General features: G+C 71.7%; 20 protein-coding genes and 1 riboswitch. Of the genes, 4 read left to right on the forward strand and 16 right to left on the reverse strand.

The window, feature by feature from the left end:
* Positions 1-22: 22 nt before the first annotated feature.
* The 7 genes from hisG to ribD form a co-directional block, all read right to left on the reverse strand.
* On the reverse strand, positions 23-871 hold the full coding sequence (gene hisG, locus ABZ851_RS32560; protein ID WP_361135320.1) for an ATP phosphoribosyltransferase: 849 nt from the start codon (positions 869-871) through the stop codon (positions 23-25).
* Positions 872-923: 52 nt separating this feature from the next.
* Positions 924-1,196, reverse strand: a complete 273-nt coding sequence (locus ABZ851_RS32565) for a phosphoribosyl-ATP diphosphatase (RefSeq protein ID WP_006607416.1) — start codon at positions 1,194-1,196, stop codon at positions 924-926.
* A gap of 34 nt (positions 1,197-1,230) precedes the next feature.
* Positions 1,231-1,716 (reverse strand): 6,7-dimethyl-8-ribityllumazine synthase, encoded by a 486-nt coding sequence (gene ribH, locus ABZ851_RS32570; protein WP_086720683.1) that lies wholly within the window; start codon positions 1,714-1,716, stop codon positions 1,231-1,233.
* A 95-nt stretch (positions 1,717-1,811) separates the two neighbouring features.
* The gene (locus ABZ851_RS32575) at positions 1,812-3,152 is read right to left on the reverse strand and encodes a bifunctional 3,4-dihydroxy-2-butanone-4-phosphate synthase/GTP cyclohydrolase II (protein WP_361135325.1); all 1,341 of its coding nucleotides are present in this window, start codon (positions 3,150-3,152) and stop codon (positions 1,812-1,814) included.
* Positions 3,149-3,802, reverse strand: coding sequence for a nicotinamide mononucleotide transporter family protein (locus ABZ851_RS32580; protein WP_311624368.1), 654 nt, complete (start codon positions 3,800-3,802; stop codon positions 3,149-3,151). Before ABZ851_RS32580 ends, ABZ851_RS32575 begins: the two co-directional genes overlap by 4 nt.
* Positions 3,799-4,434: a riboflavin synthase gene (locus ABZ851_RS32585; protein WP_361135328.1), complete on the reverse strand. Its 636-nt coding sequence runs from the start codon at positions 4,432-4,434 to the stop codon at positions 3,799-3,801. The genes ABZ851_RS32580 and ABZ851_RS32585 overlap by 4 nt, the downstream gene beginning before the upstream one ends.
* Before the next feature lies 1 nt (position 4,435).
* Entirely contained in the window at positions 4,436-5,563 is a 1,128-nt protein-coding gene (gene ribD, locus ABZ851_RS32590; protein ID WP_361135331.1) for a bifunctional diaminohydroxyphosphoribosylaminopyrimidine deaminase/5-amino-6-(5-phosphoribosylamino)uracil reductase RibD, read from the reverse strand.
* Between the two features lie 150 nt (positions 5,564-5,713).
* Positions 5,714-5,844, reverse strand: a riboswitch (FMN riboswitch).
* Between the two features lie 171 nt (positions 5,845-6,015).
* On the opposite strand from ribD, the gene ABZ851_RS32595 reads away from it, so the two are divergent.
* A complete protein-coding gene (locus tag ABZ851_RS32595; protein WP_361135334.1) occupies positions 6,016-6,795 on the forward strand; it encodes an SDR family oxidoreductase in 780 nt (259 codons plus the stop codon).
* A 92-nt stretch (positions 6,796-6,887) separates the two neighbouring features.
* Here the strand turns inward: ABZ851_RS32595 and ABZ851_RS32600 are convergent, their stop codons facing one another.
* Complete coding sequence (locus ABZ851_RS32600; RefSeq protein WP_361135337.1) at positions 6,888-8,204, reverse strand: ROK family transcriptional regulator; 1,317 nt, start codon at positions 8,202-8,204, stop codon at positions 6,888-6,890.
* A gap of 70 nt (positions 8,205-8,274) precedes the next feature.
* Here ABZ851_RS32600 and ABZ851_RS32605 point away from each other — a divergent pair, with 70 nt between their 5' ends.
* A complete protein-coding gene (locus ABZ851_RS32605; protein WP_361135340.1) occupies positions 8,275-9,504 on the forward strand; it encodes an MFS transporter in 1,230 nt (409 codons plus the stop codon).
* Positions 9,505-9,672: 168 nt separating this feature from the next.
* Here ABZ851_RS32605 and ABZ851_RS32610 read toward each other — a convergent pair whose 3' ends face one another.
* From ABZ851_RS32610 to ABZ851_RS32625, 4 genes are all read right to left on the reverse strand, one after another.
* Complete coding sequence (locus ABZ851_RS32610) at positions 9,673-10,161, reverse strand: acyl-CoA thioesterase (protein ID WP_361135343.1); 489 nt, start codon at positions 10,159-10,161, stop codon at positions 9,673-9,675.
* A 127-nt stretch (positions 10,162-10,288) separates the two neighbouring features.
* Positions 10,289-11,128 (reverse strand): cytochrome c oxidase assembly protein, encoded by an 840-nt coding sequence (locus ABZ851_RS32615; RefSeq protein WP_361135346.1) that lies wholly within the window; start codon positions 11,126-11,128, stop codon positions 10,289-10,291.
* Between the two features lie 11 nt (positions 11,129-11,139).
* Positions 11,140-11,712, reverse strand: a complete 573-nt coding sequence (locus tag ABZ851_RS32620) for a DUF2243 domain-containing protein (RefSeq protein ID WP_361135349.1) — start codon at positions 11,710-11,712, stop codon at positions 11,140-11,142.
* Positions 11,713-11,950: 238 nt separating this feature from the next.
* Positions 11,951-13,336, reverse strand: coding sequence for a solute carrier family 23 protein (locus ABZ851_RS32625; protein ID WP_361135352.1), 1,386 nt, complete (start codon positions 13,334-13,336; stop codon positions 11,951-11,953).
* 399 nt (positions 13,337-13,735) lie between these two features.
* Between ABZ851_RS32625 and ABZ851_RS32630 the strand changes: the two genes are divergently transcribed.
* Positions 13,736-14,392, forward strand: coding sequence for a DUF5995 family protein (locus tag ABZ851_RS32630; RefSeq protein WP_361135371.1), 657 nt, complete (start codon positions 13,736-13,738; stop codon positions 14,390-14,392).
* Between the two features lie 113 nt (positions 14,393-14,505).
* On the opposite strand, the gene ABZ851_RS32635 is transcribed toward ABZ851_RS32630, so the two are convergent.
* Both ABZ851_RS32635 and ABZ851_RS32640 read right to left on the reverse strand, forming a co-directional pair.
* The gene (locus tag ABZ851_RS32635) at positions 14,506-16,206 is read right to left on the reverse strand and encodes an NAD(P)/FAD-dependent oxidoreductase (protein WP_361135355.1); all 1,701 of its coding nucleotides are present in this window, start codon (positions 16,204-16,206) and stop codon (positions 14,506-14,508) included.
* A 141-nt stretch (positions 16,207-16,347) separates the two neighbouring features.
* The gene (locus ABZ851_RS32640) at positions 16,348-17,163 is read right to left on the reverse strand and encodes a carbon-nitrogen hydrolase family protein (RefSeq protein ID WP_336050911.1); all 816 of its coding nucleotides are present in this window, start codon (positions 17,161-17,163) and stop codon (positions 16,348-16,350) included.
* Between the two features lie 303 nt (positions 17,164-17,466).
* Between ABZ851_RS32640 and ABZ851_RS32645 the strand changes: the two genes are divergently transcribed.
* Positions 17,467-18,522 (forward strand): Gfo/Idh/MocA family oxidoreductase, encoded by a 1,056-nt coding sequence (locus tag ABZ851_RS32645; RefSeq protein ID WP_361135359.1) that lies wholly within the window; start codon positions 17,467-17,469, stop codon positions 18,520-18,522.
* A gap of 254 nt (positions 18,523-18,776) precedes the next feature.
* On the opposite strand, the gene ABZ851_RS32650 is transcribed toward ABZ851_RS32645, so the two are convergent.
* A complete protein-coding gene (locus ABZ851_RS32650) occupies positions 18,777-19,232 on the reverse strand; it encodes an Lrp/AsnC family transcriptional regulator (protein WP_042156812.1) in 456 nt (151 codons plus the stop codon).
* A gap of 10 nt (positions 19,233-19,242) precedes the next feature.
* Positions 19,243-20,634, reverse strand: a complete 1,392-nt coding sequence (locus tag ABZ851_RS32655; RefSeq protein ID WP_336050945.1) for an amino acid permease — start codon at positions 20,632-20,634, stop codon at positions 19,243-19,245.
* Between the last annotated feature and the right edge of the window lie 544 nt (positions 20,635-21,178).

Genomic DNA, 21,178 nt, shown 5'->3' on the forward strand with positions numbered 1-21,178 from the left:
CGGGGCCGGGGCCGGCCGCGGTTCAGAGCCGGCAGGCGTGGATACCGGTGGTCAGGATCGCGCGGGCGCCGAGGTCGTAGAGCTCGTCCATGATGCGCTGGGCGTCCTGGGACGGGACCATCGAGCGGACCGCGACCCAGCCCTCGTGGTGCAGCGGGGAGACGGTCGGCGACTCCAGGCCCGGGGTGAGGCCGACGGCCTTCTCGACGTGCTCGACCCGGATGTCGTAGTCCATCATCACGTACCGGCGGGCCACCAGGACGCCCTGCATGCGGCGCAGGAACTGGCGCACCTTCGGGTCGTCGTCCGGCGCGCCGGTGCCACGGATGACCACGGCCTCGGACTTGAGGATCGGCTCGCCGATGATCTCCAGTCCGGCGTTGCGCAGGGTGGTGCCGGTCTCCACGACGTCCGCGATGATCTCGGCGACGCCGAGCTGGATGGCGGTCTCCACGGCTCCGTCGAGGTGGACGACGGAGGCGTCCACGCCGTTGTCGAGGAGGTGCCGGCGGACCAGGCCGGAGAACGAGGTGGCGATCGTCATGCCGCCGAACTCGCTGACGTCCTTGGCGGTACCCGGACGGGTGGCGTAGCGGAACGTCGAGCCGGCGAAGCCGAGCTGGAGGATTTCCTCGGCCGGCGAGCCGGAGTCCAGCAGCAGGTCACGGCCGGTGATGCCGATGTCGAGCTTGCCGGAGCCGACGTAGACCGCGATGTCGCGCGGGCGCAGGAAGAAGAACTCGACCTCGTTCTCGACGTCGACCAGGACCAGTTCCCTGCGGTCCTTGCGCTGGCGGTATCCGGCCTCATGGAGCATCGCCGACGCAGGCTCGGACAGTGAACCCTTGTTGGGGACAGCGATGCGCAGCATGAGAGCGAATTCCTTTGCACTGAGGGGTGTTGCGGAGGGTGCGGGTGGTGGATCAGAGGTGGGCGTAGACGTCGTCGAGGGAGATGCCCCTGGCGACCATCATGACCTGGAGGTGGTAGAGGAGCTGGGAGATCTCCTCGGCGGCGGCCTCGTCGGACTCGTACTCGGCGGCCATCCACACCTCGGCGGCCTCCTCGACGACCTTCTTGCCGATCGTATGGACACCGGCCTGTACCAGCTCGGCGGTACGGGAGGTGGCGGGGTCGCCCGTGGCGGCCTTCTGCTGGAGCTCGGCGAAGAGCTCCTCGAACGTCTTCTTGGACATGATGGTGACCACCCTACGCGGTCGGCCCCCGCTCCTAGCGCCAGGGCTCGGACACGGTCCGCAGCGTCGCGGCGGTGGCGACGGCGGCGGTGACCGCCTCGTGGCCCTTGTCCTCGGTGGATCCTTCGAGGCCCGCGCGGTCGAGCGCCTGCTGCTCGGTGTCGCAGGTCAGCACGCCGAAGCCGACCGGTACGCCGGTGTCCACCGACACCTGGGTCAGGCCCTGGGTGACGCCCTGGCAGACGTAGTCGAAGTGCGGGGTGCCGCCCTTGATGACCACGCCGAGGGCGACCACCGCGTCATAGCCGCGGCCGGCCAGCACCTTGGCGACGACCGGAAGCTCGAAGGCTCCGGGCACCCGCAGCAGGGTGGGCTCGTCGATGCCGAGTTCGGTCAGGGCGCGCAGTGCGCCGTCCACCAGGCCGTTCATGACCTGCTCGTGCCATTGCGCCGCGATGACGGCCACCCGCAGGTCGCCACAGTTCTTCACGGTCAGTTCGGGTGCGCCCTTGCCGCTCACGGTTCTCCTCTTACGGGTGGTGGTGCCGGTGCTGGTATTACGGGTGGTGGTGCTGTCTCAGGGGTGGTGCCGGGTGGTGGCGTGATGCCGGGTGGCTACTGGTTGTCGCAGGTGGTGGCGGCAGGGGGTGCGGCGCCCGGCGCTCCGGCCGCCCCCGTGGTGGCAGCGGGGTCCAGCCAGGGCAGGTCGTGCCCCATCCGGTCCCGCTTGGTCCGCAAATACCGCAGATTGTGCTCACCGGCCTTGACAGGCATCGGCTCCCGGCCGGTGACCTGCAGGCCGTACCGCACCAGGGCGGCGGTCTTCTCGGGGTTGTTCGTCATCAGGCGCAGCGAGCGCACCCCGAGGTCCTGGAGCATCTGCGCGCCCGCGGCGTAGTCGCGGGAATCGGCGGGCAGGCCCAGTTCGAGGTTGGCGTCCAGGGTGTCGCGGCCGCGCTCCTGGAGTTCGTAGGCGCGCAGCTTGGACAGCAGTCCGATGCCGCGTCCCTCGTGGCCGCGGAGGTAGATCACCACGCCTCGGCCGGCTTCGTTGATCCGCTGCAGCGAGGCCGCCAGCTGCGGTCCGCAGTCGCAGCGCAGCGAGTGGAAGATGTCCCCGGTCAGGCACTCGGAGTGCACCCTGACCAGGACGTCCTCGCCGTCGCCGAGCTCGCCCGCGACCAGCGCGATGTGCTCGACGCCGTCGACGGTGGAGCGGTAGCCGTACGCGGTGAACTCGCCGTGTGCGGTGGGCAGCCGGGTGGTGGCCTCGCGGCGGACGGTGGGCTCGGACGACTGCCGGTAGGCGATCAGGTCCTCGATGGAGATGATCGACAGTCCGTGCTTACGGGCGAACGGCACCAGTTCCGGCAGCCGCAGCATCGTGCCGTCCTCGCCCGCGATCTCCACGATCGCGGCGGCCGGGCGCAGTCCGGCCAGCCGGGCGAGGTCGACACCGGCCTCGGTGTGGCCGTTGCGGACCAGCACCCCGCCGGGCCGGGCACGCAGCGGGAAGATGTGGCCGGGCCGGACGAAGTCGCCGGCGACCGACTCGCCGGAAGCCAGCAGCCGCAGGGTGGTGGCGCGGTCGGCGGCGGAGATGCCGGTGGTCACGCCGTGCGCGGCGGTGGCGTCGACGGAGACGGTGAAGGCGGTCCGCATCGACTCGGTGTTGTGCTGGACCATCTGCGGGAGTTCCAGCCGGTCCAGCTCCGTGCCCTCCATGGGGGCGCAGATCAGACCGCGGCACTCGCTCATCATGAACGCGACGATCTCGGGGGTGGCCTTCTCCGCGGCGACCACGAGGTCGCCCTCGTTCTCGCGGTCCTCGTCGTCCACGACGACCACGGGGCGGCCGGCGGCGATGTCGGCGATGGCCTGCTCGACGGGGTCGAGCGCCAGGGAAGCCTCGTCGTCGGCGTTCTCGGTGTCATACCAGCTCTTGAGGGCGGTCATGCCGCTGCTCCTTCCAGGACGGTGCGGCCGGCGGCGCGCGAGCGCAGCCACCAGTCGCGCATGCCCCACACGACGAGGGCGAGATAGACGACGTAGACGAGGCCGGAGAAGGCGAGGCCGCTGCTGAAGGCGAGCGGGACGCCGACGAGGTCGACCAGCAGCCAGGCGCACCAGAACTCGACCAGTCCGCGGGCCTGGGCGACCATCGCGGCGAGCGTGCCGACGAAGATGTAGGCGTCCGGCCAGGGGTTCCAGGACAGCTGCGGGATCAGGGTGAACAGGGTGCCGACGGCCGCGGTGCCCAGGGCGGTGCCACCCAGCAGCAGACCGCGCTCGCGCCAGCCGGCGAAGCGTACGGCGATGGAGCCGTCCTGCGCCTGCTGCCGGCCGCGCTGCCACTGCCGCCAGCCCCACAACGCCACGCCGATGACCAGAAGTTGCTTGCCGACGCCGCCGCTGAGGTGGGCGGAGGAATAGGCGGCGACGAGGATCACGCCGGAGAGGAACTGGGCGGGCCAGGTCCAGATGGAGCGCCGCCAGCCGAGTGCCAGGGCGGCCAGACCGATGGTGTTGCCGATCATGTCCGACCAGATGACGTGCTGTCCGAAGGCGGTGAACGCCACGCCGTTCAGCGAGTCGAGGGCGCTCACCGGTCCATCTCCTTGAGCTCGTCGAGATCCTTGAGGTCGCCGCTGCCCCGGCCGAGCAGCCGTTCGACGTACTTGGCGAGGACGTCGACCTCGAGGTTGACCGGGTCACCGGGCTTCTTGATGCCCAGGGTGGTCAGGGCGAGGGTGGTGGGGATGAGGCTGATGGTGAAGAAGTCGTCCCCGGCCTCGACCACGGTCAGGCTGACGCCGTCGACCGTGATGGAGCCCTTTTCGACGACATAACGGGACAGCCCGGCCGGCAGCGCGATCTTGACGATCTCCCAGTGCTCGGCGGGGGTGCGGTCGACAAGGGTGCCGGTGCCGTCGACGTGCCCCTGGACGAGGTGTCCGCCCAGCCGTCCGCCGAGCGCCATCGGACGCTCCAGGTTGACCCGCGAACCGGCGGCCAGCGCGCCGAGGCTGGAGCGGTTCAGGGTCTCGGCCATCACGTCGGCGGTGAATTCACCGTCGGCGGTGTCCACGACGGTCAGACAGACGCCGTTGACGGCGATCGAGTCGCCGTGCTTGGCGTCCTCGGTGACGACGGGGCCGCGCAGCCGGAAGCGGGAGGCGTCACCGAGGTTGTCGACGGCGACGACCTCACCCAGTTCTTCGACGATTCCGGTGAACACTTCAGTTCTCCTCGGGGAGGGCGTGGCGGATGGGAGTGGCGGTGATGCGCAGGTCGGGTCCGAGCCGTTCGGTGTCGGTCACGTCGAGCCGCAACGCCTGGGCGATGGTGGTGATTCCGGCGTCGCCGACGGCCGCCGGTCCGGCGCCGAGCAGCACCGGGGCGAGATAGCCGACGACCTTGTCGACGGCCTGGGCGGCGAGGAAGGCCCCGGCGAGCGTGGGGCCGCCTTCGAGCAGGACGGAGCGCACCTCGCGCTCGTACAGGGCCTGGAGCAGTGCGGGGATGGACAGTCCGCGTCCCGCTGCGGCGCGGGGGAGCCGCAGGAGCGGGGCGAGGCCTTCGAGGGGGCCGGCGTCGGCGTCCTCGGCGACCGCGATGAGGGTGGGGGCGGTGCCGTCCAGGACGCGGGCGCCGGCTTTGACGGCGGTGGCGCCGGAGTCGACGACGACCCGCAGCGGCTGGCTGATCTCGTCGTCGGCGAGCCCGCCGATCCGGGCGCCGAGCTGCGGGTCGTCGGCGCGGGCGGTGCCGGAGCCCACGATGACGGCGTCCGCGGCGGCCCGCAGCCGGTGCACATCGGCGCGCGACTGGGGCGAGGAGATCCAGCGGCTGGTGCCGTCGGCGGCGGCGATCCGGCCGTCGAGGGTGGCGGCGTACTTCCACAGGACGAACGGGCGGCGGCGCAGCACCGAGGTCAGCCAGGCCTCGTTGCCGGCGGCGGCCTCGTCGGCGAGCAGTCCGCCCTCGACGTCGATACCGGCGGCGGCCAGGGTGACGGCGCCGCCGGTGGCCGTCGGATTGGGGTCGGAGACGGCGTAGACGACGCGGGATATCCCGGCGTCGGTCAGCGCCCGGGCGCAGGGGCCGGTGCGGCCGGTGTGGTTGCAGGGTTCGAGGGTGACCAGTGCGGTGCCGCCCCGTGCCCGCTCGCCCGCGGCACGCAGGGCATGGATCTCGGCGTGCGGCCCGCCGGCCCGCTGGTGCCAGCCCTCGCCCACCGTGCGGCCGGCGGAGTCCAGGATGACGCAGCCGACGACCGGATTAGGGCTGGTGTGCCCGAGACCGCGCGCGGCGAGCTCGATGGCTCGGCGCATCGCCGCTGTCTCGACGGGGGCTGCGGTGGCCACCGGGTCCTCCTGCCTCTCAGGGCACGGACTCCGGGGCTGTCTGGACGACAGAAAGCGGAACAACGCCACGGGGAACACCGGCCGGAAAGGAGAACCCGTCCGGAAAAAATCCGGACGCGCCGCCGACGGCGGTGTACCGAAGCTGGCCCGCCGCGCACTGCCTCCCATCCGGACTTTCACCGTCGGTGCAGGAATTTCACCTGCTCAACCGGCCGCTGGCTGCGGACGGGTCGCGGACTGTTACCGCCGGTTCGGAATTACACCGACCCCGGAGTGCGCTGCTGCTTCTTATGTCAGTACAGCTTCAGTCTGCCACGGCCGGTAGTCGCCCATGCGGGCGAAGCGCTGTGGGCTGCCTCACAGCACCCGGCGCGCCGCCTGTCACAGACGGCGCGGGTGATTCGTCATAGCGGAGGAGTACGCACCCCTTCTCCCCCAAGGACTGATCCGCGATGGCGACAATTCTGGTGACCGGCGGCACGGGCACACTCGGGCGGGCCCTGGTCGGCCGGCTGCTCGACGACGGCCATGACGTCCGGTCACTGAGCCGCCGGCCGCACACCGGCACGGCACACCCGCGCCCGCGTTCGTACGCGGTCGACCTGCGGGACGGCACCGGCCTGCCCGAGGCGGTGAGCGGCGTGGACGCGATCGTGCACTGCGCCTCGTCACCGGCGGGCGGGGACGCGGAGGCAGCCGGGCGGCTCATCGCGGCGGCGAGGGCGGCGGGCGTGGCGCACCTGGTGTACATCTCGATCGTCGGCGTGGACCGGGTTCCGATCGGCTACTACCGCACCAAGCTCGCCGTGGAGCGCCTGATCGAGGACTCCGGTATCGGCTGGACGGTGCTGCGGACGACGCAGTTCCATGACCTCGTGCTCGACGTGATCAAGGCGGGCGCCCGGTCACCGGTGCTCCCGGTGCCGACGGGCGTACGGGTGCAGCCGATCGAGGTGCAGGAAGTCGCCGCCCGGCTGGCCGAGTTGGCGGTCGGCGAACCGGCCGGACGGGTCACCGACATGGGTGGTCCCGAGGTGCTGGACGCCCGCGATCTCGTACGGGCCACGCTGGAAGCGGGTGGGCGGCGCCGGCTGCTGATGCCGCTGTGGCTGCCCGGCGCGTCCGCCGCGGCACTGCGCCGCGGCGGCAACCTCACCCCGGAGCACGCCGACGGTCTGCGGACCTACGCCGCATTCCTCGCGGAGCGTACGGAGGCCGGGGCCCGTCGATGACCCGCCGCCCGGGGCGGCCAGCTCCTGCCGGCGGCGAGGGCAACGCGCCACGGAGGCACGGCGGTTGGCGTACACACAGGGACCTCAGCGGCTCACCCCGCTGACGTGAACAGCTCGTTCTGTGCGGCCTCGCGCGCGGCGAGGACGGCGCCGCGCAGCACCGCCCGCCCCCCGACCGTCCCCGCGCGGACGTCGGTGCGGAGCGGGGAGAGCCGGGCCAGCTGCCCGGCGACCCGCCCGGCCAGCTCCTGGCCGCCGCCCCGGCCGGTCTCCCCGCCGAGGACGACACACCCGGGGTCGAGCACGGCGCACACCGCCGCCACTCCGAGGGCGATCCGGGCGGCCAGCGCGTCCAGGAAGGCCGCGGCGTCGGCGGAGGCGGCGGACGGGGTGGACACGGCGGACACGGCGCCGCGTACGACGGCTTCGGCGGACGGGGCGTCCGCGTCGGCTTCTTCGGCTTCGGAAGGCGGGGCGTCGGCGTCGGACGAGGGTGCAGGCACCACCTTGGGCGCGGTCCCGGTCCCGGGTCCGGTTCCGGTCGGCAGCAGGCCGTGTTCCGCGGCGAGGGCGCAGATCGCGGCGGAGCCCGCCAGGGAGTGGAAGCCGCCGTCGCAGCCGCTCGCCGAGGGCAGCGCGGCGGTGCCGGGGACCGGCAGAAAGCCGATCTCGCCGGTGCCGCCCGAGGCGCCCCGCCGCAGCGTGCCGTCCAGGACGACCGCGGCGCCGGTGCCGTGGCCGAGCCAGAGCAGGACGAAGGTGTCGCGGTCGCGGGCCGCCCCGTCCCGCTGCTCGGCGACGGCGGCGAGATTGACCTCGTTCTCCAGCAGGACGGAGACGGCACGCCGTGTGGGCAGCGCGTCGACCAGGGCGGCATGCCAGGACGGGATCCAGTCGGTGCCGCCGAGCCGCCCGGTCGCGGGGTCGACCAGGCCGGGGGCGCCGACGGCGATGGTGTGGGGGTGGTGTGCGCCCGCCGCGGCGAGCGCCTGGTCCACGAGGGCGAGGGCGGTGGCCACGGCCGCCTCGGGCGTGTCGTCGGCGCCGACGGGGGCGGTGCGCTCGTCGCGTACCTCGCCGAGGAGGTCCGCGACCGCGACGGTGACACCGTACGTCCGCAGATCGAGGCCGACGAGATGGGCCCGGTCGGCGACGATCCCGTAGAGCCGGGCATTGGGGCCGCGCCGCTGTGCGCCGCTCTCGCCGACCACGGCGATCAGCCCGGCCGTCCGCAGGCGTTCGACGAGATCCGCCACGGTCGGCCGGGACAGGCCGGTCAGCGTGGTGAGCTGACCTGCTGTCAAGGCACCTTCGGACTGAAGGAGTTGCAGAGCCAGACGGTCGTTGATCAACCGTGCGGTGGCCGGGGAGGCGGTGCGGCCGGCCGCGGCCGCGCGCGGTGCGTGCATGACGTGGGTCTTCCCTCCGGTCGGGTCAACACCCTTATTATCAGGCAGGGTTCCTGATAATTTACGTGTCATGGTCGGCACCGGTGTCCCCCACGACGTCACCCCGCTCCCCCACGATGCGCTCCGTCGCGCGCGCCGCTCCGTGGCCCTGGTGTTCCTCGTCCACGGCTCGGTCACCGGCAACTTCGCGACCCGCATCCCCTGGATCCAGGACCACACCGGCATCTCCCCGGGCCGGCTCGGCCTGGCGCTCGCCTTCCCCGCGATCGGTGCGTCCCTGGCGATGCCGCTGGCCGGCCGGATCAGCCACCGCTTCGGCGCCCGCACCGCGCTGCGCGGCCTGCTCGCCCTGTGGACCCTGTCGCTGCTCCTGCCCGCCCTCTCCCCCGGTCTGTACACCCTGTGCCCGGCATTGCTGCTGTACGGCGCGGCCGCCGGGATGTCGGACGTCGCGATGAACGCGCTGGGGGTGGAGACCGAGGACCGGCTCGGCAAACCGATCATGTCGGGGCTGCACGGCATGTGGAGTGCGGGCGCCCTGCTCGGCTCGGCGGCCGGCACCGTGGCCGCACACGCCGGGTGGGACGCCCGGCTCCATCTGGCCGGCGCGGCGCTCGTCCTCACCCTGCTCGGTGCGCTCGCCTGCCAGGGGGTACTGGACCTGCGCAGCGCCCCCGAGGAGCATCCGCCGCCGCGCTTCGCGCTGCCGCCGAGGTCGGCGCTGCTCATCGGGGCCATAGGGTTCTGCGCGGTCTTCGCGGAGGGCGCCGGCCTGGACTGGTCGGCGGTCTACCTCCGCGACGCACTGGGCACCGATGCGGGCCTGGCGGCCGCGTCGACCACCGCCTTCGCCTGCACCATGGCCGCCGCCCGGCTGGCCGGGGACAAGGTGGTGGCCCGCTTCGGCCCGGTGCGCACGGTGCGGGCCGGCGGGGTGCTGGCCGCGGCGGGCGGACTGCTGATCGTCGCGGCCCGGCATCCGGCCATGGCCATGGGCGGGTTCGGCCTGATGGGCCTCGGGATCGCGGTCGTGGTCCCGCTGGCCTTCGCGGCCGCCGGGCGCAGCGGTCCCGCGCCCAGCCAGGCGATCGCGGGTGTCGCCACGATCACCTACGCCTCCGGGCTGATCGCCCCGTCCGCGATCGGCGGTATCGCCCAGGCGACCTCGCTGACGGCGTCGTTCATGCTGGTGACGGCGCTGGCGTGCGGGCTGGTGCTGGGCGCGCGGGTCCTGCGGGCACCCAGCCGTACGGCATCCGGCAGCACCCGCGCGATGACCGGCGACCTGGAACGGTCGTGAGCTATTTGCTCCGGACCGGAGCGGGCGGCGGTCGTGAGCCGGGCGGGCCGCCGCCCGCTGCGAACGGCTTCCAGCCCCGGGCCGGAGAGGGCTGCGGCCGTGAGCCCCGCGGCTCCGGATCACCGACAGCTGCGGTCGTGAGCCTGGTCGCTCCGGACCGCCGACAGGTCAGGCCGCGTCCGGCTCGGCGCCCGCGTCCGACTCCTCCGGCCGGAGCAGCTGCGCCGCGATGCCCCGGGCGCGGTCGGACCAGGGGGTGGGGCGCAGCGTCTGCGCATCGACGCGGACCAGCACCCGGTGGCCGTGGGCGTAGGTCTCGCTGCCGTCGGCCGAGCAGATCCGGAAGCCGTAGGTGAGGCCGGTGCGGCCGAGGCGGGCGACCCAGAGGTGTGCCGCATAGCGGCCGGGACGGGTGAGGGGGCGCTCGTAGGAGACCTGCATCTCCTTGATGACGTTGCACATATCGCCCGCGGCGGCCCAGTCGCCGTCGAAGCCGAAGCCACGGCCGTGCCAGTACTCCGCCCAGGCGCGCTCGGCCAGCAGCGGGTAGCGGGAGTTGTGGAGCATGCCGAGTGCGTCGAGGTCGTCGAAGTGGACGGTGACGGGGACCAGTTCGTCGTACGGAACGGTGGTGGTCTGCAGGGTTTCGACGCTCACGGGTGGTGCTCCTGGGGTCTGGGTGCGCCGGGCGGCGCTGTTGATGCGGATGGTGCCGACGGTGCGGGTGACACTCACATGACGGTCCGCGACCAACTCACGGACCGAGGCCATCGTAAGCGGCCGCTTAGGATGCTCCGCCCGCCGGGAGGGACGTCCCGGCGGGCGGAACCGGCTCCGTGGCAGTGGTGCGGGGCCGGGGCGCGGGCCGCCAGGTGGCGACGAGGGCAACGGCCAAGAGGAGTTCGGCGAGATCACCGCCGTAGTACATGATTTCCGCGCCGCCTCGGACCTGGTCGACAGGAGCGTGAATGTCGACCAGGAAGCCGCCGTACATCAGCTGGGAGATCACCGCGTGCGCCGCGATCGCGACGCCGAGGCAGACGAGGCGGGCCCGCACTCCGGGACGTGCGGGCGCGGGGTCCGGCCCGGCAACGGCGTGGGCGAACAGGCAGCCGGACAGCAGGAAGTGCGCGTGCAACAGCCAGTGCCCGGCCGGGATGCCCATGGTCGCGTTGTACAGGGGCGTGAAGTACAGCACCGCAAGGCTTCCGGTGGAGAGCGGCAACGCGACGACCGGGTGAGCGAGCACCCGGGCGGGGCGCGTGTGCAGCACCATGGTCAGCTGCCGGGCGCGCTGAGCGGGCAGGACGCGCAGCAGGAGGGTCACGGGGGCGGCAAGGACGAGGGCCAGGGGTGCGTACATGCCGATGAGCAGGTGCTGCGCCATATGGCCGCGGAAGTCGGCGTGGGCGAAGGGCGCCAGAGGCGGGAGGAGGGCTACGGCCAGCAGGGCGAGGCCGGACAGGAAGCTCACCGCCCGCCGTCGCCGCCACCCCTGGGCCGGATTGCGCCGGCGGGCCCGGTGGGCCAGGAGCAGGTAGGCGACCGCGGCGAGCAGCAGTCCGAGCGCGGGCAGCAGCGCCCCCGCCGGTCCTCCCGGGGCGGCGTGGCCGTGGAGGGGCATGTCGTGACGCATCATTCGCTCCGGGTCCGGGTCCGGGCTTTTCGGCCGTCGGCAACGGCGTACGGATCGAAGGCCGGACCACTGCGCTGGACCAGGTAGCCGCCGATGAGCAGGAGCAGGCCCAGGAAGAGGAAACCCATGTCCCACCAGAGCCGGTAGGGGCCGCCGTGGACGTGGTGGATGCCGAGGATCTGGTGGTCGAGAAGCCCTTCGACGAGGTTGAACAGTCCCCAGCCGGCCAGCATCCAGCCCCACAGCGCCCGGGAGGTCCACACCCGGCGCCGGTGATGGGTGACACGCGAGTACAGGAGGGCCAGGCCCAGCAGCACGGCAAGCCAGCAGACGACGTGGAAGACGCCGTCCCACACCGTGTTCATCCGCAGGCCGGAGACCGTATGGGGGTCGTAGTACCGCACGCCGATGCGGTCGTCGTTGGTGCTGGTGAGCATGTGGTGCCACTGCAGAAGTTGGTGCAGCAGGATGCCGTCGACGAATCCGCCCAGCCCCACGCCCAGCACGAGACCCGGCAGTTGCAGGCTCGTGGGCGCCGTGTCCGCCCGGGTCTCCGCGGTGGTGGTGGCCATCGAATGCCTCCCTGTGCCCAGTGCTTCGGGTCCGTGACCCCGGAAACACCACGTGTTCCCTGACGAGCTCCTGAGGCACACGACGGGCCGGGATTGGCCTGGATCCTGATGCGCGTTTCGCGCCGTGAGCTGCCCGGGCGTGCGGCGGACAGCGGCACGTGGGCCCCCGGACCCGCGTCGCGGCTGACGCCGACGCCGGGGGCCAGGGGCCGAATGCGGCGGAGGTGCCCGCGTCGCGTCAGTCCTCCCCGTCCGTGGGCTCCGTGTACTCGCTGGTGCCGGCGTCGAGGAGGGGCGTGCGGGGCCGGCCTGCCGCCCCGGAGAGCCAGCGCAGGGCATGGTAGCCAGTGAGCACGGTGAGCGTCCCCAAGGCGATGCCGCTCAGTTCGAAGTGCTCGGTGAACTTCAGCGAGACACCACCGATGGCGATGATGATTCCCGCCGCCGCGGGAATGAGGTTCAGCGGAACCGAGAAGTCCACCTTGTTCCGCACCCAGATCTGCGCGCCCAACAGGCCGATCATGCCGTAGAGGATGACGGTGATACCGCCCAGCACCCCGCCGGGAATCGCCGCCACCACCGCGCCGAACTTCGGGCACAGACCGAACAGCAAGGCGAAGCCGGCCGCCGCCCAGTAAGCCGCGGTGGAGTAGACCCTGGTGGCCGCCATCACACCGATGTTCTCGGCGTAGGTCGTGGTGGCGGGGCCGCCCACCGCGGTGGACAGGACCGTTGCGGTGCCGTCGGCGATGATGGCCACGCCCATCTTGTCCTCCAAGGGGTCACCGGTCATGGCGCCGACCGCCTTGATGTGTCCGGCGTTCTCCGCGATCAGCGCGATGAGGACCGGCAGCGCGACGAGGACCGCGGAGGCCGAGAAGTTCGGTGCGTGGAACGCGGGAAGGCCGATCCAGTCAGCCTTGGCGACTCCCGAAAAGTCGATGCGCCAGTGGTCCGTGAGCTTGCCCGCACCGTTGACCGAGTGAATCTTGCCCGCGGTGCGGTCAAGGATCCAGGACAGCGCATAGCCGAAGACCAGGCCCAGGAAGATGGCGATCCGCGACCAGAAGCCCCGCAGGACGACGAGAGCGAGCCCGGTGAACAGCATCGTCGCCAGAGCGGTCCACTGGTCCTGCGGCCAGTACGTGGACGCCGTGACGGGGGCGAGGTTGAAGCCGATCAGCATCACGACCGCGCCGGTCACCACCGGCGGGAGCACGGCGTGGATCACCCGCGCCCCGACGGCATGGATGACGAGGCCACAGCCGGCCAGAGCGGCACCGACCACGAGCATCGCCCCCGTCAGTGTGCCGGCGTCGCCCCCCTGGCCCGCGATCACGGCGGACACGCCCACGAAGGAGAGCGAGGAGCCCAGGTAGCTGGGGATGCGTCCGCGGGTCATCACCAAGAACAGCGCGGTGGCCACACCCGACGCCATCAGGGCGAGGCTGGGGTCCAGACCCATGAGCACGGGGGCGACGAAGCAAGCCCCGATCATCGAGACGACATGCTGGGCACCGAGCGCGATCGTCCGCCCCCACGTCAGGCGCTCCCCGGGCCTGACCACCTCGCCGGGCTTCAGATGCCGCCCGTCTCCATGCACTGTCCACCCGAGGCCGGCCATGATCACTCTCCACTCCGCGACGCCCTGCACGTCACAGAGCCGAGGTGATTCATAGTCGAACGACTGCTTCTGGACAAACTGAAGGCGCCGGACATCCGAGGAGTCGCCGCAGGGCATCCGCGGGATCTTCGGCCCGGCGCGGCCCGAGGCAGCCCCACGTGGTCCGACGCGGCCCGACGGCAGCGGCTCGCGTCCGCTCCCGCGCCACAACGAGGCGCGCCGTTCGTTACCTCGTTCCGGTCAACGACCGGGAGCCACCGTCCCCATCCGTAACCGGGATGTCACGCTGAGTGGATGACGACGACACAGCGCTATGACATCCGTGGCAGGCCGGCCGCCCCGCTGGCAGGACCCGCCGCCCGGCCATCCGCCCGACCGGACTCCACGGCCGCGACGGACGTGCCGGACGTACTGGCCCGGATGCGGGCGCTGGCCGAGGCGCTGCCCGCCGAGGACGGGGTGGCCGTCTTCAACGGGGTCTACCTGTCGGTCACCGAAGCCGTGGCGCGGCAGATCGGGGACGGCGCGTTCCAGGACCCGGCGGCCGCGGGCGAGCTGGACGTGCGTTTCGCGCTGCGGTACTTCGACGCGCTGGACGCCACGGCCGCCGGGCTGCGGCCACCGGCCTGCTGGCGTCCGCTCTTCCAGCTCCGCCGCCACCCGGGAGTGCATCCGCTGCAGTTCGCGATGGCCGGGATCAATGCCCACATCGGCCACGATCTGGCGCTGGCGGTGCTGGACACCTGCCGGGCGCTGGAGTGCGAACCGGCCGCGCTGGAAAGCGACTTCGACCGGGTCGGCGAGGTGCTGACCGGCCTGGAGGAGCAGATCCGCGAGCGGCTGATGCCCGGCCCCGATGTGCTGGACGTGGCCGATCCGCTGACGCATCTGATCGGGTCGTGGAGCCTGGACAAGGCCAGGGACGGCGCCTGGGTGGCGGCCAGGGCGCTGTGGGGCGTACGCCGGCTGCCGGAGGTGGCCGAAGAGCTCACCGAGCGGCTGGATGCCGGGGTGGGCCTGGTCGGGCGGATGCTGCTGACTCCGCTGCCCGGCTGATCCGGCCACCACCCCGGCCATCGTGTCGCGGCGTCTTCCCGCGACGCCTGCGAGGACACCGCGCTCAACCGGCCCCGGCCCCGGCCCTGGTCCTGGCCCCGGCCCCGGAGGAGCTAGTCCTCAGGCAGTTCGACCGGTGCGATCTCGTCGTAGACGTCGCCCGGACCCGGGTTCGTGGCGTCGGTCGCACCGCCGAAGTGGTGCATCACGCCCCACACCGCGTTCAGTGCGGTCTGCACGGCGCCCTCGGCCCAGCCCGCGGTCCAGGAGATGTCGTCGCCCGCGAGGAACAGGCCCCGCTTGTCCTCGGGGAGCCGGTCCTGCATGAAGTGGGTGAACAGGCGGCGCTGGTAGCGGTAGTGGCCGGGGAGGTTCGCCTTGAAGGCGCCCATGAAGTAGGGCTCGTTCTCCCAGGACACGGTGACCGGGTTGCCGATGATGTGCTTGCGGATGTCGACCTTCGGATAGATCTCCGACAGGGACTTCAGCATGACCTCCATCCGCTCGTTCGCGTCCAGCGGCAGCCACTTGAGGCTGTCGTCGCACCAGGTGTAGGAGAGGCAGATGACGGCGGGCTCGTCCGGTCCGTTGTCGAGCAGGTAGGTACCGCGGGTCATCCGGTCCGTCAGCGTCATCGACATGACGTCCCGGCCGGTGTCCTCGTCCTTGTCGAGCCAGAACGGCCGGTCGACGGGGACGAAGAGTTTGCTGGACTCCATGTAGTGGGTGCGCTCCATCGCCGTCCAGTGGTCGATGGGGAACAGCGCATCGTCACAGTCGATCTTGCTCAGCAGCATCCAGGACTGCGCGGTGAAGACGGCGGCCTGGTAGGTGCGGATGTCGCCGTCGGCGTCGGTCACCGTGATGTGGTTGCCGGCGGTGCGGTTCAGGCGGGTGACCGCGGGCCGGGGCGCCCCGTCGTGCAGCGACGACAGTGAGGTGCCCGGCGCCCAGTGCACGATCTTCGCGGGCTCGCGCTCCCACAGGCGCAGCGGCAGTTGCTGGCTGCCGCCGACGATGCCGCGGTGGTGGTCGTCGGCCTCGGTGTAGACGACCCGCAGGATCTCCAGGATGGAGTTGGGGAAGTCGGTGTCCCAGCCGCCGGTGCCGAAGCCGACCTGGCCGAAGATCTCCCGGTGGCGGAAGGACTTGAAGGCCGTCGAGTCGCAGAGGTAGCCGTAGAAGGTCTGGTTGTCGAGCTTCTCGACGAGGTGGGACCAGATCTCGCGGATGCGCGGGACGTCGCGCTCGCGGATCGCCTGGTTCATGTCGGAGAAGTCCGCGCCCTCTTCCAGGCAGGCGTTCCAGGCGTCCATCACCTGGTGGTAGACCTCGGGAAGGTCCTCGACCGTACGCGCGTAGTGGGACTCGCCCTTGAGGTCGACGACGGTCGAGGGGGTGTCCGGGGCCAGCGGGTTGGGGAACGGCTTGGTCGCGAGGCCCACCAGGTCGATGTAGTGCTGGAGCGCCGTCGAGGACGGCGGGAAGCGCATCGCACCCATCTCCGCGGTCAGGCCCGCGGCGTCGGCCGGGGTGCCCTCGAAGCCGATGGTGCGCAGCCGGCCGCCTATCTGGTCCGCCTCGTAGAGGACGGGCTTGAGGCCCATCTTCATCAGCTCGTAGGCGGTGATGATGCCGGAGAGGCCGCCGCCGATGACCGCGACCTCCTTGCCGTGCTCGGTCGCGGGGACCTGGCCGAGGCCCGCCGGGTGGGCGAGGAAGTCGTCGTAGGCGTAGGGGAAGTCCGGGCCGAACATGGTGATCGGCGGCTGGGCATCCGCGTGGTGGGCGGCGGTGGGCACCGTGGACGTCATCGGGGGCGGACTCCTTGCGGACGGGGCGCAGCAGGCAGGGCGGCGCGGGCCGGGTGGCCCGGCCGGCGGCGGATCAGGGGGGTCGGCCTGCGGCGGCAGAGGGGGTCGGGTGGGTCGGATCAGGGGTGGAGCGAGGTCGGTTCAGGTCAGCGGGCCGTACAGCTCCGGCCGGCGGTCGTGCAGATAGGGGTTGTCCGCCCGGGATTGCTTCAGGAAGGCGGGGTCGACCTCGGCCCGTACCAGCTGCTCGGTGCGGCCTGCGCGGGTGCGGACGACACCGTCCGGACCGGCCAGGCAGCTGAGGCCGACGAACTCGAACTCGCCCTCCGCGCCGACCCGGTTGACGTACGCGAGGTACATCTGGTTCTCGAAGGCGCGGACCGGGATGACGGACTCGGCGACGAACTGGAAGGGGTGCATCTGCGCGGTGGGCACCAGCAGCAGATCGGTGCCGGCCAGCGCATGGGCCCGGACGTTCTCCGGGAACTCCACGTCATAGCAGATCAGCAGGCCGATCCTCAGGCCGGCCAGCTCGGCCTGGACGACGGCCCGCTCCCCCGGGGTGAACCATTCGTGCTCGAAGCAGCCGAAGAGATGCGTCTTGCGGTAGTTCGCGAGGCGCGAGCCGTCCGGCCCGATGAGCTGCGCCGAGTTGTACACCGCGGCGCTGTCGGTCTCGTCCTGCGCGGCACGCTCGGGGTAGCCGTAGAGCACCGCGATGCCGTGCTCGGCGGCGATCTTCCCGATGGCCCGGGCGCTGTCGCCGTCGGCGGTCTCGGCTAGGCGGTGGACGTCGGCGCCGATGGCATAGCCGGTGAGGAACAGCTCGGGGCAGGCGAGCAGCCCGGCGCCGGTCGCCGCCGCCTCGCGCGCCGCGTCGTCGAGGACCCGCAGATTGTGCGCGACATCGCCGGGCCGTCCCGAACTCTGGAGCAGGGCGGTGTGCAGCGACGTCATGGGACCCCTCGGCGAGGACGGTACGGGTGGACGCATTGACGGTACGGGCCGCCGCCGATGCGGGACAAGGAGTCACCGTTGCGCGCCGAGGGACGATTCGTTGCGCGTTCAAGGGATCTTTTGAAGATTCGTTGCGCTCCGGGCCACGGGGGCAGCGGGCGGGGCCGGGTCACGGCCTGAGTATGTGTTTCCGGACTCCGGTGTACGACGGGTGTCGGGGCTGCGGCTGATGATGCTGGTGTCGTGAGGGGCCGCCGGAAAAGGACTTGCCAGGGGCAGCAGGCGCCAAGGGACCATGTGCGCATGCGTGTTGGTGTGATCGGGCTGAGGATGGGGCTGTTCCTGGCGGGCTGGTGCCGGCGGGTGGGCATGGAGGTGGTGGCCGCCTGCGATCTGAACGTCGCGCGGCGGGAGGCGGCGGGGAAAGAATTGCCGGGAGCGGTGCTCACGGAGCGGTGGGAGGACCTGCTGGACCTCCGCCTGGACGGGGTTGTCCTGGCCAACGACTTCGATGCGCACGCGCCGCTGGCTATCGCGTTCCTGGAGCGTGGCGTGCACGTGCTGTCCGAATGCGCGGCCTGCGTGGACGCGGACGAGGGACGGCTGCTGGTCGCGGCGGTGGAGCGGTCCACTGCCACCTACTCCTTCGCCGAGAACTACGTCTGCCACCCGCACGTCCGCTTGGTCCGGCAGGCGGTCGAGGCCGGGGATCTCGGCCGGGTCAGTCTGATGGAGGCCGACTATCTGCACGGCATGTCACCGGAGGACGTCGCCGCACTGATCGGCGCCCCCGGCAGCTGGCGCGGCCGCATCTCCCCGACGGCGTACTGCACGCACACCGTCTCGCCGGTACTGGCCGTCACGGGCGCCTGGCCGGTAGAGGTGGCCGCGTTCCAGGCGCACGAGGCAGGCCCGGCTCAGGCTGTCGTCATGACCGTCCGGCTGTCCACCGGCGCGCTGGCCGTGACCCGTCACGGCTTCCTCCAGGGCGAGCCCGACAGCCACTGGAGCTGGCTGTCCGTCCGCGGTACCCGGGCACTGGCCGAGTCCGTGCGCGCACCGGGCGAGCGGTCCTGGTCCGTCCGCGTCCGGGCGGAGGGCTGGACACGGCCCGACGGCGTCACGCACGAGGAGGAACGGGTCCCGCCACCCCTCTCTCTGGACGGGCGGTCGGTGGAGCGGCGTGCCGAGGGGACGGTGCGAGTTCTCCAGGGGTTCCGGGCCACGGTGGAACGCGGGGAGCCGCCGCTGGTCCCGGTGCGGCCTGCGGTGGCCGCGTCAATGGTCGGCGTGGCCGGTGCGGAGTCGTTGAAGAACGGTTCGCGGCCGGTGCGAGTGCCGGACTTCTCGCCGGCGTGACGGACGCGGGCCGCGTCACGAGCTCCGTTTCACCATCGGCGACGCGGAAGCAGAGGAGCAGGGTGGTCAGGCACCGGCCGGCGCCGGTTTCCTCGGCCGGCTCGGGGTGGCGCCTCTCCGGGCCAGGCGCCTCTCCGGGCCAGGCGCCTCTCCGGGCCACTCGCCTGCTCAACAGCTTCTGAAAGGCACGGGCCCCTCGGCCGTGTGCCGGGAGCCCGTACGGAGGGCCGACGAGGGGGCGTACGGGACAGCCCTCAGCCCGGCGCCCCCGAGCTGTAGCGGCGCAGCAGCGGCGAGAGCACCAGGACGGATTTCGTCCGCTCCACGAACGGTTCGCCCGCGATGCGCTCCAGCACCCGCTCGAAGTGCCGCATGTCGGCGGCGAAGACCTGGACGACGGCGTCCGCCTCACCGGTGACGGTGGAGGCGGACGCCACTTCCGGGTAGCGCGACAGGCCGCGGTGGATCGCCTCGGGCGAGGTGTTGCGGCGGCAGTAGATCTCGATGAACCCCTCGGTCTCCCACCCGAGCGCGGCCGGATCGACCCGTACGGTGAAGCCGGTGATCGCGCCGTCGGCCCGCAGCCGGTCGACGCGGCGCTTGACGGCCGGGGCGGAGAGCCCGACCTCCTGGCCGATGTCGGCATAGCTGCGGCGGGCGTCCTCGGCGAGGGCGTGGACGATGCGTTCGTCGAGATCGTTCAGTCGCACTGCGGGTGGATCACTTCTCTGCGGTGGCCAATCGGGAGCGGCGCAAGCCGTAACCGAAGTAGACCACAAGGCCCACGACCATCCAGACACCGAAGACCACCCAGGTCACGGCGCCGAGGCTGCCCATCATGTAGAGGCACAGCAGAAAACCGATCGCCGGGAAGAGCGGCGAGAGCGGGGTCCGGAAGCTGCGCGGCATCTCGGGGCGGGTGCGGCGCAGCACGATCACCGCGACATTGACCAGCGCGAAGGCGAACAGGGTGCCGATGCTGGTGGCGTCGGCCAGCTGGCCCAGCGGCACCGCGGCGGCGAGGATGCCGCAGAACAGCGAGACGATCACGGTGTTGGCCCGCGGCGCGCCGCTCTTCGGGTGCACCTTGGCGAACACCTTCGGCACCAGCCCGTCCCGGGACATCGCGAAGAGGATACGGGTCTGGCCGTAGAGCACGGTCAGCACGACGCTGGCGATGGCGATGACCGCGCCGAAGGCGAGCAGCACGGCCCAGAAGCTCTGGCCGGAGACGTCCTTCATGATCCCGGCGAGCGCGGCCTCCGAGCCCTTGAACTTCTGCCAGGGCATCGCGCCCACGGCGATCGCCGCGACCAGGCAGTACAGCGCGGTGACGATCACCAGCGAGAGCATGATCGCGCGCGGCATGTCGCGCTGCGGGTTCTTGGCCTCCTCACCGGCGGTGGAGGCGGCGTCGAAGCCGATGTACGAGAAGAACAGGGTGGCGCCGGCCGCGCTGACACCCGCCATGCCCATCGGCATGAAGTTCGCGTAGTTGCCCGACTTCACGCCCTGCACGGCAACGCCGCAGAACAGCAGCAGGGCAACGATCTTGACGATGACCATGATCGTGTTGGCGCGGGCGCTCTCCTTGGCCCCGCCCAGCAGGAACACCATCGCCAGCAGCACCACCAGCAGCGCCGGCAGGTTGAAGACGCCGCCGTCACCGGGCGGCTGGGACAGCGCGTCCGGGATGGTGATGCCGATCGTGCCGGCGAGCAGTTCGTTGAGGTACTGGCCCCAGCCGACGGCGACGGCCGCGACCGAGACGCCGTACTCCAGGATCAGGCACCAGCCGCAGACCCAGGCGACCAGCTCACCGAGGGTGGCGTAGGCGTAGGAGTACGAGGATCCGGAGACCGGGATGGTGCCGGCGAGCTCCGCGTAGGACAGCGCGGAGAACAGGGCGGTGATACCGGCGATGATGAAGGAGATGATCACCGCGGGCCCGGCGTCCGGGACGGCCTCGCCGAGCACCACGAAGATGCCGGTGCCGAGCGTGGCGCCAATGCTGATCATGGTCAGCTGCCACATGCCCATCGACCGGCGGAGCGTGCCCCCCTCGCCCTTGCCGCCCTCGGCGACCAGCCGCTCTACGGGCTTGCGCCGCATCAACCGGGTGCCGAGACCTCCGGAGGACTGCGGTGGGGGCCCTGCGGGCGGGGCTGCGCCGTGCTCCAACACTGGGGTGGCTCCTTTATCGCTGCCGATCAGATGAGATACGGGGGACGGCGACCGGCAGCGGTCGGTATACGGGCATGCCGAAGCAACCCGCAGCAGGAGACCGCCGAGCAGACGGACTCCGTCACTCCACGTACAGCGCATGACCTTACGGCCCGCCGCTGACCTGCCGTAATGCAGGTTCCTTGCGCAACGGCGACTGATCATTGCGCACCGGTGCGCCGGGCAGCCGTTCGTTGCGCGCCGGGGTTCGATCGTACGGGCTCCGAGAGGGTGAGGCGGAACCGGGGGCCCTGGTTCCGGATAGCCGACCGGCCCCGCACCGAGTCGGTGCGGGGCCGGTGAGCGGCTGTGCCGGGACGGGGAAACACCCCCTAGGTCGTGTCCGCAAAGTCCCGTCGTTCGCCCGGAGGGCGGGGCTCGCGGCGTCTGGTGCGTGCGCTCGCAAGGCGGAGGGTCGTCCTCGTAGTGGGTC

Source organism: Streptomyces sp. NPDC047049 (assembly GCF_040643995.1).
GTDB lineage: Bacteria > Actinomycetota > Actinomycetes > Streptomycetales > Streptomycetaceae > Streptomyces > Streptomyces mooreae.

What these genes read in the sequence shown, in the direction of transcription:
- hisG (WP_361135320.1), bottom strand. Translation starts at nt 871, where the DNA reads ATGCTGCGCATCGCTGTCCCCAACAAGGGTTCACTGTCCGAGCCTGCG.
- ABZ851_RS32565 (WP_006607416.1), bottom strand. Translation starts at nt 1,196, where the DNA reads ATGTCCAAGAAGACGTTCGAGGAGCTCTTCGCCGAGCTCCAGCAGAAG.
- ABZ851_RS32575 (WP_361135325.1), bottom strand. Translation starts at nt 3,152, where the DNA reads ATGACCGCCCTCAAGAGCTGGTATGACACCGAGAACGCCGACGACGAG.
- ABZ851_RS32595 (WP_361135334.1), top strand. Translation starts at nt 6,016, where the DNA reads ATGGCGACAATTCTGGTGACCGGCGGCACGGGCACACTCGGGCGGGCC.
- ABZ851_RS32600 (WP_361135337.1), bottom strand. Translation starts at nt 8,204, where the DNA reads ATGCACGCACCGCGCGCGGCCGCGGCCGGCCGCACCGCCTCCCCGGCC.
- ABZ851_RS32605 (WP_361135340.1), top strand. Translation starts at nt 8,275, where the DNA reads ATGGTCGGCACCGGTGTCCCCCACGACGTCACCCCGCTCCCCCACGAT.
- ABZ851_RS32615 (WP_361135346.1), bottom strand. Translation starts at nt 11,128, where the DNA reads ATGCCCCTCCACGGCCACGCCGCCCCGGGAGGACCGGCGGGGGCGCTG.
- ABZ851_RS32620 (WP_361135349.1), bottom strand. Translation starts at nt 11,712, where the DNA reads ATGGCCACCACCACCGCGGAGACCCGGGCGGACACGGCGCCCACGAGC.
- ABZ851_RS32625 (WP_361135352.1), bottom strand. Translation starts at nt 13,336, where the DNA reads ATGGCCGGCCTCGGGTGGACAGTGCATGGAGACGGGCGGCATCTGAAG.
- ABZ851_RS32635 (WP_361135355.1), bottom strand. Translation starts at nt 16,206, where the DNA reads ATGACGTCCACGGTGCCCACCGCCGCCCACCACGCGGATGCCCAGCCG.
- ABZ851_RS32640 (WP_336050911.1), bottom strand. Translation starts at nt 17,163, where the DNA reads ATGACGTCGCTGCACACCGCCCTGCTCCAGAGTTCGGGACGGCCCGGC.
- ABZ851_RS32645 (WP_361135359.1), top strand. Translation starts at nt 17,467, where the DNA reads ATGCGTGTTGGTGTGATCGGGCTGAGGATGGGGCTGTTCCTGGCGGGC.
- ABZ851_RS32655 (WP_336050945.1), bottom strand. Translation starts at nt 20,634, where the DNA reads ATGCGGCGCAAGCCCGTAGAGCGGCTGGTCGCCGAGGGCGGCAAGGGC.